Origin of the sequence: Streptosporangium sp. NPDC023963 (assembly GCF_040639135.1) — a bacterium.
Lineage (GTDB): Bacteria > Actinomycetota > Actinomycetes > Streptosporangiales > Streptosporangiaceae > Streptosporangium.
On record NZ_JBEZZK010000001.1, the window covers coordinates 929,462 to 939,733 of the forward strand.

Here is a 10,272-nt window from a genome sequence, read left to right on the forward strand (position 1 = left end):
ACTATGCAGTCGCAACCTGGCTATTGGCGCGTGTCCGACGGCACCCCCGTGACGGCGGCGGAGGCCCGGGAGATCTGGGCCCGTGAGGCCTATCCCCTGCTCGTCGATGTGGCGCGCACGTATCACGCGGTCATCACCTACAAGGAACTCGCCGAGAGGATCCAGGAGAGGACTGGCATCCGCACCAGGACCCTGCTCCACAACTGGATCGGAACCGTTCTGAGCAAGGTGGTGCGGGAGGCTCATCGCCGCGGCGACCCGCAGCTCACCGCCCTGGTGGTGCGCACCGACGACGGCATGGTGGGCGAGGGCTACAAGGAGGTTCTCGAGATCGCCGGAGAGCCGGCTGCGGACAGCGTTCCGGATCGCGAGCAGCACGCCGCTCGCGCCCGGCTGGAGTGCTACCGGCGCTTCGGTGGGGTCCTGCCCGCCGATGGCGGCGTTCCCGCGCTCGCCCCGCTGTATCAGGCCGCCGTCGAGCGTCAACGCGTACGCACCGAGAGTCCTCCCCGGCTCTGTCCCCGTTGTTTCGTGCAGCTTCCGTCAACCGGCGCCTGCGACTCGTGCGACTAGCGGCGGCCGAGCCGGGGAGAGCGGACCCCCTCAGTCGTTCGCACAGGACAGAGCCCCCGCCGACCTCCTCAGGGTGTTCCAACCAGAGCGGTGCGAACCGGTGAGTCGTGGGTGCCCGTCGCCTCCGGCTCGGCGCGGAAAGGAAGAACCCGGGCTCAGCTCTGCTTTGCGATGACCTGCCGGTGGTAGTCGAGGTGATCCTGGCTGATCTCGTGGTTCTGGATGACTCGGAGATGGCCGAGCGAGACACCGGATGCCGTGTCCGTCGTCGTGAGGTCGGCCTGGACGGTGATCATCCCTCGGTCGAACAGGACGTGGTGGTTGGGGCAGAGGCATAGCAGGTTGCCGGGCTCGTCGGGGCCGTTGTGCGGCTTTCCGAGCGGGCGGATGTGCGCCCCCTCGGCGTAGAAGCCCCGGTGGAGAGCGAGACGGTCGCCGCAGATCTGGCAGTGGAAGCCGTGCGCGCGCTTGATCTGCTCGGCGAGCAGGGAGTCGCGGATGACGCGCTCCACGACGGCCTCGCGACGGCTGGGCGGAGAGGACACCGAGTCCAGTCCGATCCTGGTGAGAAGCCTGTCGTGGTCGACGCCGTGGAAATAAGCGCTGAGCAGCCTCACGACGATCCGTGCCCGGATGTCCTCCCGGGCGGTGATGATCTCATGCGCCCACGGCCGCAGGCCACTGTCCGGCTGGTGCTCTTTCATCCACTTCTGCGCGTGCCGACCGCTGGCGGCCGGCACGTCGGTGTGGCCGGGCAGATCCCAGAGGCCGTGGTGGTGAAGCCACAGCACGGGGAACTCCGGATTGGGCCGGTCCTCCTCGAGACCGAACTCCTCGATGAGCCGCCCGAGCTCGCGGTAGGTGCTCTCCCACCGCCGCAGGCGTGGCTTGCCCTGGGCCGCGCGGCCGATCACCCAGAGCAGGGTCAACGGCTGATGCCTTTTCTGCGCACCGGTCGCGGGAGACACGGCGGGCTTGAGCGACTCGACCTTCCGCAGAAGGTCTTCGATGGAGTCCACCTTGGCAGCCTGCCCCGGTTTCGTCACCTCGAAGCCCAGTACTCCGAGCACCCGGGCGACGGTGGCGTTCCTGCCGGAGAACTCGTCAGGGCGCAGAGGCCTGCCGCCGACTCCGCGGTGAGCGACTCCGGCGATCGCCTTGGAGTCGTACCGCCTGCCGTCGTGAAGGAGGAAGTAGCCGAGGGCGGGCCGGTAGCCGTACTCCTTGAGAAAAGCGTCGCGGCCCAGCTTGTCGAACTCGTCGATGGCGGCGAGCACCATCTCACGTCGAAGATCGGAAAGCGCCACCCCACGAGCCTATGCAGGTATCACCGAAACTTCCGCTGATTTCAGGTGAAATCGCACTTCCGGCCAACGGAGGCGCCGGCCGAAATCCTTTGCGGGGACCAGCCGTTCCCGGTGGAGCAGGGAAAGCCCGGAACCGAGGTCGGGCAAGAGAGCCCTCCAGCAAGATCGAACCGTGCCTCACGCCTGTGCAACGTGCCGGCCTTTTGCATCGGAGGGGCCTGACGGAGAGGGCCGGGAGGGCCGATTCGTCCTGCTACGAAGGCATCACACTCTGCTCGTTCGCACTGCCCATTCGAGCCTTACGTGCGATCGTCCAGGCAGACGAGCACTGAAGGAAGGCGCCCGGATGCACAACAGCTCACCTGGCTACGCGGTCGTCGACCTGGAGACCACGGGCCTGCGCCCCTCCCGGCACGACCGGATCATCGAGATCGGCATCGTGCACCTCGATGCCGCCGGTCAGATCACCGGCGAGTGGAGCACCCTGGTCAATCCCGGGCGCGACCTCGGCCCGCAGCACGTCCACGGCATCAACGCCGCCGACGTTCGTCACGCCCCCACCTTCGACGACATCGCCGCGACACTGGCCACCCTGCTGCACGGACGCGTCCCGGTGGCCCACAATCTCCCCTTCGACCTCGGCTTCCTGAGCTACGAGTTCCAACGGCTCGGCGTGGTCGCGCCGCTCCGCCACGACCTCGGTGTATGCACCATGGCGGAAGCCGTACGTTTCCTCCCCCACGCCCCGCGCAATCTCGCCGGTTGTTGCGCCGTGGCCGACATTCCGCTCGAGGGCCACCACGACGCGCTCGTCGACGCCCGCGCCGCCGCCGGCCTCCTGCGCCACTACCTCGCCCTGGCGGGTACCGCCCACCCATGGCACCCCCTGCTCGCCACCGCGGCGCGGACCTCCTGGCCCACGCTCCCCGGCACCGGAACACCCTGGGTACGGCGCGGCGTCTCCACCGAACGCGACAGCCATTTCCTGGCCCGCATCCTCGACCGGCTCCCCCGCGTACCTCAGCCCGTGATGGCAGATTCCTATCTCGCCCTGCTCGATCGGGCTCTGCTGGACCAGCACATCTCCGCCGCCGAAGCCGACGCCCTCGTCCAGCTCGCCGTCGATCTCGGACTTACCCGCACCGATGTGGAACGACTGCACCACGACTACTTGACCGCGCTCGCGCACGCCGCCCTGGCCGACGGCATCGTCACCACCTCCGAACGACGGGAACTGGACCTCGTCGCCACCCTGCTCGGCCTGCCCGGCGAATCAGTCGACAGGGCACTCACCCGCGCGACGCGGGAGCACCCCTCCATGCCCTCTCGCTTCAAACTGGCCACCGGTGACCTGGTGGTGTTCACCGGCGAGATGGACGGCGGTCGCGAAACCTGGGAGGCCCTCGCCCGACAGGCCGGTTACGTTCCACATCCCAACATCACGAAGAAGGTCCGGCTACTGGTAGCCGCCGATCCCGACACCCTCTCCGGTAAGGCCCGTAAGGCACGCGCCTACGGCATCCCCATCGTCACCCCGGATGCGTTCAACGGCATGCTTCTCTGAGAACGTCCGACCTGGCACGGACAGCCATGATCACCGGAAACATCCATGTGGCGGCTCCAGACTCGTCGCGCGTAGCGCTTTCGTCGCCTCCCGGCTCCGGACTTCCCGGCCGGCTGATTCCGGCGACACCACTGCCGTCTCAACAGTGTGATCTGCACCATTCCCGGCTTCACCGAGGCCGTGGACGTCGAGGCGAGCCGCGAGAGCCGGGGATGACGGGCGCCGACCGTGACGCTCGACACCGGCGTCATCGCCGACTCGCTCGATTTCGACGACGTCCTGCAGGCCGTACCCGTGACGCCGTTCGCCGCTGGGAGAACAAGGCGAACTCGTCCAACGGGGACGAGGGTCTCCACGGCGATCTCGCCGTCTCGGGGGGTGTACCTGGCCACACCCGAGGTGTGCACGTAGTCGGATTCCGGCGGTGAGCCGGATTTTCTACCGTCGTCCTCATGAAGGTCATCGAGGTGGCAGGCGTTCGTGAGCGCTCCTCGGGCCAGGTGACGGCGCCCACCATGCCGTCCGCCATCGAGGGAAGGAAGCGGCCGGCATGATGAAGAACGCAGACTTCAGGCATCGGCGCGAGGTATCGCCAGGCGTTTACCGCATCGATCCGGACGCGACGACGATCCGCTTCACGACACGTGCGGTGTTCGGCCTGCTGCCCGTACGAGGATCCTTCACGGTCGATCACGGCCGGATCCTGGTCACCGACGATGTCGGCGACTCCGCCGTGGACGTGGTGATCCGGGCGGCCGGCTTCGAAAGCGGCAACCCGCGGCGCGATGAGCACGTCCGGTCCCCGGACTACCTCGACGCCGCCGTGCACCCCGGGATCGTCTTCAGCGCCCACGGCGTCGAACGATCCGCCGAAGGCGCCGAGGTGCGGGGATCGCTGACCGTGCGGGGCGTGACACGGCCGACGGTCCTGACCCTCGGCCCGGTCGTCACCGATGATCGGTGCCTGAGAGTCCGGGCCACGACCAGCGTCGACAGGTACGCCTTCGGCCTGACCAGGGCGAAGGGCATGACAGGCCGCCACCTCGGGATCACTCTCGAAGTCGTCGCCTTCCCGACCGGGACATAGAGGACTCTTCGACGTCACACGAGGTGGACGTCACACGAGGTGAAGGTGCCCCCGATTGTTTCGGCCGCCGAGCGTGCCGGCCACCACGTTCGGGCGGCCCTGCTCGGCCGCGCCGACGGCCACCGGGAACGCCACCGTGACCCGCTCGGTGTCCTCGAGCCCCGTGGTCAAACTCACGACAGCCTTTCCGGCCACGAACGGAACCACCGCCTCCGGCCGACGAAGCACCACGGAACCACCGCCTCCGGCCGCAAGGGCACCGGCGCGCGACCGCGTGGTGGTCGGGGAAGCGGACGTGGTACTCATCGGGGGCTCCTTCACGGAACGAGGATGATCTTTCCGCGGGTACGGCCGGACTCGGCGTCGCGATGCACCGAGGCCAGGTCGGTGAGCGGGCGAGACGCGGAGATGTCGACGAGAACGGCGCCGATGTCGACGAGCTTGACCAGGGCGGCGAGGTGGCTCGTGTCGTTGCGGGCCACGAAGTGCGTCGCGGTCACCCGGGAATCGGCCGGCGCCTCGACCGGGACGGTGATGGACACGACGACGCCACCCGGCCGGACCAGCGATACCAGGGGTGTGACCTGCCCCGCATCCACCGCGACGAGGTTGAGGACCACGTCGACCGGTTCGTCCAGCGCGCCGGCGACGGGCGTGGTCGTGTAGTCGACGATCTGGTCGGCGCCGAACCGGCGGACCGCCTCGGTACTGCGCGGGCCGGCCGTGGCGATGACGTGCGCCCCGGCGTACTTGGCGAGCTGGACGGCGAACCCGCCGACGCCGCCGCCCGCGCCGCTGACGAGTACCCGCTGCCCGGACGTGATGCCCGCATGCTCGAACACCGCCTGCCACGCGGTGAGGCCGGCGATGGGAATGGCGGCGGCGTGGGCGAGAGGGACGGCGGTGGGCGCCGCGACGAGGGTGTCGGCGGCGGCGACGGCGTACTCGGCCGCGGCACCGCCGCCGTCGAGCCGGCCGATGACCCGGTCGCCGACGGCGACGGTGTGCACGCCGTCGCCGACCTCGACGATCGTGCCCGCGACTTCCCCTCCGAGCGTGTACGGCAGGGCGATCGGGAAAACTGAGCGCAGCAGCCCCAGGCGCACCCCGATGTCGGATGGATTGAACGAGGTCGCGGCGACGCTGATCAGGACCTCACCCAGGCCGGGAACCGGCCGGGGGATGTCGTCGTGGCGAATGACGGACGCGTCACCGTACCGGTGGATTCGGATGGCTTTCACAGGTTGAACCTATGGCGACGCCAGAAGATGAACCATGCTTTAAAAGCCTTGATTCATACTTGATCGTCTCTCCGAGGATACCCTGACTGAATGGACGTACTCAGCGACGTGATCGCGTTCATGCGAACCGGGCAACCGAGCTCGGCACTGGTGGCGTGGCACGCCCCGTGGGCGCAGGAGTTCGCGTCCATGCCCGGGGCCGCCGGCCTGCAGATAATCCTGCGGGGGCCGTGCTGGCTCATCCGGCCGGGTGACGCCCCGGTGCCACTGGCCGCCGGGGACGTGGTGTTCCGTCCCCACGGGCACGGGCACACGCTGGCCGACAGCCCGTCTCCCCTGGCGATCGCGCCCGCCTGCGGCCCGGACGACCCGCGGTTCTCGCAGCGCCACATCAGTGTCCCCGCCCGCAGCGACGCTCCGGCCACCGTGACGCTCTGCGGCGGTTACCGGCTCGATCGGGCTCTCACCCATCCGCTACTGAACGATCTGCCCGAGCTCATCCACCTTCCCGCGCACCTCGGGCGGCACCCGGAGCTGCGTTCCACCGTGGACCTGCTCGCCACCGAGCTGGAACACCCCCGTCTCGGCACGGACGCCATCGTTCCCGCGTTGCTCGACACGCTGCTGCTGCACATCCTGCGCGCCTGGCTCGACCGGCGGCCGGCCCCCGGGGCCACGGGCTGGGCGGCGGCGCTCAACGACCCGGCCACCACCGCCGCGTTGCAGGCCATGCACCGCGACCCGGCACGGCCGTGGACCGTCGCGATGCTCGCCGCCGAGGCCGGGCTGTCCCGGGCGCCGTTCGCCCGCCGCTTCACCGCCCTGCTCGGCCAGCCGCCGCTGACCTACCTGACCTGGTGGCGGATGACCACCGCCGCCCGGCTCCTCCGGGAATCCGACGCCCCGCTGCACACCATCGCGACCAGGGTCGGCTACACCTCGGAGTTCGCCTTCGCCGGCGCGTTCAAACGCCGATACGGCACCGCCCCCGGCAGATACCGCCGTACCGGGTGACGCCGGTACGCGGTACCCGGAAAGCACCGCCCCGGATTCCCCCGTGGCAGGCCGGTGATCTCGGGGTGCAGGCCGGCCTTGCAACGAGAGCGACGTGCGCGCCGTGGCCCCCTCAGGCTCCGGGCAGGTCCGGCTCAGGCTCCGGGCGGATCCAGTTCGCCGACGACCTCCCCTCCGCTCTTCTCCCCGGTCGGGCGAAACCCGAGGCGCAGGTAGAAGCGCTCGGGTCCGCGCTCTCCCGGAACCCAGGTCACCGTCGCGCGGGACTGCCCGCGCCTTCTGATCTCCTCGCACACGGACTCCACGGCGAAGCGGCCGTACCCCCGGCCCTGGTGGTCGGCGGCGATGTTCAGCCGCCAGAGTCCCGAGCGGAACCGGTCGTCGGGGTCGTCCGGGTCGAAGCGGACCATGAGGAAGGCCATGACGAAACCCACGAGCTTCTCACCGTCGTAGACCAGGCGTGGCCAGGCGATCTCGGGTTGCGCGTACGCCTCGGCCAGTGACCACGCGACCGGGGCCACGAGCCCTTCCTGGTCGGGTCGTATCCGGAGCCGGCACGCGGCTTCGACGTTGTCCGGTGTGATCTTCTCCAGGCGGAGCGACGAGGACATGCCGACACCCTGCAGATCCACTTCTCCCGGTCTCCGCGCGCGTTCTCGTTCGCCGGTTTCCTCTCGGCCCGGCGTGCCGGGAGTCCTATGCTGTCCGACCATGCGCCTCCACGCCGCCTCCGCAGCCACCCGATGGGCTCTCCTCGCGACCGTGTGTCTCACCGTCCTGCCGTCCGGGGTCGCGCAGGCCGCCTCGCCCAAGAGCCCGCTCCTGAGGACCGGGAAGCTGGCGGCCGCCTCCTGCCAGGAACCGCCGATCATCGACAGGGGCGTGCCGGTGATGCGCGAGTATCTGACGGCGGCCGTGAGATGCCTGAACACATCGTGGTCCGCCCACTTCGCCCGCGCCGGGCTGAGGTTCCGCAAGCCCACGGTCCGCTTCTACGAGGAACCGGCGCAGCGCGTGTGCGGGGTGCGCTGGCCCGCCAACGCGGCGGCCTTCTACTGCACCGAACGGGCCACGCTGGTGTTCCCGCTCACCGGCCACTGGATCGAGGGCCGGACCGACCTGTACCCCCTCAAGGTGGCGGCCCACGAATACGGCCACCACCTGCAGAGCCTCACCGGCGTCAGGGACCACTACGAGGCCCGCGTCCGCTCCGACCGCACCCACCAGGCCGAACTCGGCCGCCGCTACGAGCTCCAGGCCGACTGCCTGGCGGGCGTGTTCCTCGGCAGCGTACGAGGCTCGCTGCCCCGCACCGGACAGGACTGGGAGGCGCTGTCCGGCGCGCTCCGTGCCGGCGGCGACGAAGACGGCCACCGCACCCACGGCACCGGCGCCAACCGGCTCCGCTGGTTCGAACGCGGCCACCGGGCGGTCTCCCCCGCCGCCTGCGACACGTGGGCGGCCCCCGCGTCCCGGGTGTCCTGACCCGCGCGGGGAGAATGCGGTCGCGGGCCCGTGTCCCGGCGGCACGTCCGGCCGCGGGAGCGCCGGACCGGTCGGCGGGACCGGGCATCCTGGTGTGCCGTCGGAGAACATGTCATCAGCCCCGGAGGCGAAGCCGGGGAGACGAGGAGACGGAGAAATGCGCGGGTCACCACACGACCGGGCTCCGGCGCCCCCATCGTTCCCGATCCGTCCCGCTCGCCTCGTGAGGGTCTGATGGAGGCCCGGGACCACGAGCTTCTGCAGGCCGCCAAGCACATCGCCACCGCGCTGGACCTCGCCCCCGCCGAGGTCATGCGGCGCGTCGTGGAACTGGGCCGCGGCGAGCGCGCCGACTGGTCCAGCGGCGCGCTCCTGCTGTTCGCCCTCGCCCAGCTGGCGGCCGAGCGGCCGCCCCCTCCCGGAGCGGGCGGGCGCACCGAGACGGTCGAGGACGTCGAGGCGCCGAGCCTCGGTGTCCTCCCGGGTGGCCGGCGACGCGGCGCGCCCCGGCCCGGCCGCGACCGTGCCGGACGGCCCTCACCCGGCGAGTGACCACCGGACACGCCGGACGTGCGCGCTCAGAGGGATCTGTACATGATGTGCAACCCGACGTAGCCCTTGACCGGGTGGTCGAAGCCCTCCGGCAGGGTCGCCAGCACCTCGAAACCGAGTGAGCGCCACAGTCCCACCGCCCGGGTGTTGGTCTCCACGACGGCGTTGAACTGCATCGCCCGGTAGCCCTCGGCGCGCGCCCAGTCCAGGGCGTGCTCGCCCAGGGTCCGCCCGACGCCGCGTCCGGCGTGATCGGGGTGGACCATGAAGCTCGCACTGGAGATGTGCGCGGCGGGCCCCATGTGATTGGGGTTCATCTTGGCCGTGCCCAGAACGGTCCCGTCGTTGTCGACGGCGACGACCGTGCGTCCCGGGTGCTCGAGAAGCCACATCGCCCGGGCCCGCTCCTCGCTGACGTCGCGATCCCAGGTGAAGGTCTCACCGGCGGTCACGATCTCACGCAGGAAAGGCCAGATCAGCGGCCAGTCGGCGGACGTCGCGTCTCTGATCAGCATGGTGTCCAGCATGCTGATCAGAGTGACGAGCCGCAAATCGTTTTCACAGGCATCCCCGCGGGGATCTGCGCGGGAAAGGGGGCGCGGGAGCTCGGAAGGCGCGCCACGAACCGGACACCAGAATGTCACTCCAGCCAGTGGTCTCCTCGACATGGCCCGGCACCCGGGCCGACACCGCCTGACTGCACGGAATCGGTAAAGCGCGCCAAGAAGATCTTGAAGGAGAGCGGCGTCACCGTACGGAGTGACGGCGGAGTGACCGGGCATCTTCCAGGTTGGGGAGCCCGGCCACGCAGGCTCTGTCCCGACGGCCGCAGGCTCTGTCCCGACGGCGATGGCCTTACGCCAGGGCGCCCCGAAACCGTCCAGTGAACGACGTTCCCAGGAGAAGCCGATGGCTCCCAAACCCAGCCAGCCCGTCACCGACGACAGCATCGTCGTCCGCCAGCTCAGCCACTACCAGTTCAGCTGGGTCGCCGGCGAGCCGGGCCGGCCCGGCAGCTATACCTTGCAACTCGTCCTGGACCAGGGGGCGTGGGAGGAGGTGCTGACGCTGGATCCCGATGACGCCGACAATCTTCAAGAACTGTTGTCCAGCGCCGGGACCGTCTTCTATGACGTCCGGCGGCGCACCCTGATGTTCGGTACCACCCCTGTCGGCCGCAGCTGACCTCCCGGACTGCGCGCGAGTGCGGGCTCTCATTTCCCCGATACCGAAAATCTGTAGTGGCTGAAGTAGACATCCGCGGGTGATGGGGATAGAGTTCCTGACATCGCAAGGAACGGATCCACGAGGGCAGAGCAGGACGTAGGCATCACGACGAACTGCCCGGACGAGCGTGGACAGCTGGACGACAAAGACGACGCAGTGAAGAGGGGCAGAAGGTCGGACGTGCCAGGACCGGCAGCAGGTGAAAGGGTCCCGGCCGTGGAC

The 10,272-nt window shown here is 69.6% G+C and carries 12 protein-coding genes; 7 read left to right on the plus strand and 5 right to left on the minus strand.

Annotated elements, in window-relative coordinates; all coding sequences use genetic code 11:
- Positions 1–3 precede the first annotated feature (3 nt).
- Positions 4–573 (plus strand): hypothetical protein, encoded by a 570-nt coding sequence (locus AB0F88_RS03890; RefSeq protein WP_362677052.1) that lies wholly within the window; start codon positions 4–6, stop codon positions 571–573.
- A gap of 155 nt (positions 574–728) precedes the next feature.
- Here AB0F88_RS03890 and AB0F88_RS03895 read toward each other — a convergent pair whose 3' ends face one another.
- Entirely contained in the window at positions 729–1,880 is a 1,152-nt protein-coding gene (locus AB0F88_RS03895; protein WP_362677054.1) for an HNH endonuclease, read from the minus strand.
- Between the two features lie 346 nt (positions 1,881–2,226).
- Here AB0F88_RS03895 and AB0F88_RS03900 point away from each other — a divergent pair, with 346 nt between their 5' ends.
- Positions 2,227–3,444: an exonuclease domain-containing protein gene (locus AB0F88_RS03900; RefSeq protein ID WP_362677056.1), complete on the plus strand. Its 1,218-nt coding sequence runs from the start codon at positions 2,227–2,229 to the stop codon at positions 3,442–3,444.
- Positions 3,445–3,994: 550 nt separating this feature from the next.
- Entirely contained in the window at positions 3,995–4,531 is a 537-nt protein-coding gene (locus tag AB0F88_RS03905) for a YceI family protein (RefSeq protein ID WP_362677058.1), read from the plus strand.
- 30 nt (positions 4,532–4,561) lie between these two features.
- Here AB0F88_RS03905 and AB0F88_RS03910 read toward each other — a convergent pair whose 3' ends face one another.
- The gene (locus AB0F88_RS03910; RefSeq protein ID WP_362677060.1) at positions 4,562–4,837 is read right to left on the minus strand and encodes a hypothetical protein; all 276 of its coding nucleotides are present in this window, start codon (positions 4,835–4,837) and stop codon (positions 4,562–4,564) included.
- An 11-nt stretch (positions 4,838–4,848) separates the two neighbouring features.
- On the minus strand, positions 4,849–5,772 hold the full coding sequence (locus AB0F88_RS03915) for an NADP-dependent oxidoreductase (RefSeq protein ID WP_362677062.1): 924 nt from the start codon (positions 5,770–5,772) through the stop codon (positions 4,849–4,851).
- A gap of 90 nt (positions 5,773–5,862) precedes the next feature.
- On the opposite strand from AB0F88_RS03915, the gene AB0F88_RS03920 reads away from it, so the two are divergent.
- Positions 5,863–6,786 (plus strand): AraC family transcriptional regulator, encoded by a 924-nt coding sequence (locus AB0F88_RS03920; protein ID WP_362677064.1) that lies wholly within the window; start codon positions 5,863–5,865, stop codon positions 6,784–6,786.
- Positions 6,787–6,920: 134 nt separating this feature from the next.
- On the opposite strand, the gene AB0F88_RS03925 is transcribed toward AB0F88_RS03920, so the two are convergent.
- Positions 6,921–7,397, minus strand: a complete 477-nt coding sequence (locus tag AB0F88_RS03925) for a GNAT family N-acetyltransferase (protein WP_362677066.1) — start codon at positions 7,395–7,397, stop codon at positions 6,921–6,923.
- A gap of 100 nt (positions 7,398–7,497) precedes the next feature.
- Here AB0F88_RS03925 and AB0F88_RS03930 point away from each other — a divergent pair, with 100 nt between their 5' ends.
- Entirely contained in the window at positions 7,498–8,271 is a 774-nt protein-coding gene (locus tag AB0F88_RS03930) for a neutral zinc metallopeptidase (protein ID WP_362677068.1), read from the plus strand.
- Positions 8,272–8,505: 234 nt separating this feature from the next.
- The gene (locus tag AB0F88_RS03935) at positions 8,506–8,823 is read left to right on the plus strand and encodes a hypothetical protein (protein WP_362677070.1); all 318 of its coding nucleotides are present in this window, start codon (positions 8,506–8,508) and stop codon (positions 8,821–8,823) included.
- A gap of 26 nt (positions 8,824–8,849) precedes the next feature.
- Here the strand turns inward: AB0F88_RS03935 and AB0F88_RS03940 are convergent, their stop codons facing one another.
- On the minus strand, positions 8,850–9,350 hold the full coding sequence (locus AB0F88_RS03940) for a GNAT family N-acetyltransferase (protein WP_362677072.1): 501 nt from the start codon (positions 9,348–9,350) through the stop codon (positions 8,850–8,852).
- A gap of 382 nt (positions 9,351–9,732) precedes the next feature.
- Between AB0F88_RS03940 and AB0F88_RS03945 the strand changes: the two genes are divergently transcribed.
- Positions 9,733–10,008 carry a hypothetical protein gene (locus tag AB0F88_RS03945; RefSeq protein WP_362677074.1) on the plus strand — a complete coding sequence of 92 codons (276 nt, stop codon included), beginning with the start codon at positions 9,733–9,735 and terminating at the stop codon, positions 10,006–10,008.
- The last annotated feature ends 264 nt before the right edge of the window (positions 10,009–10,272 follow it).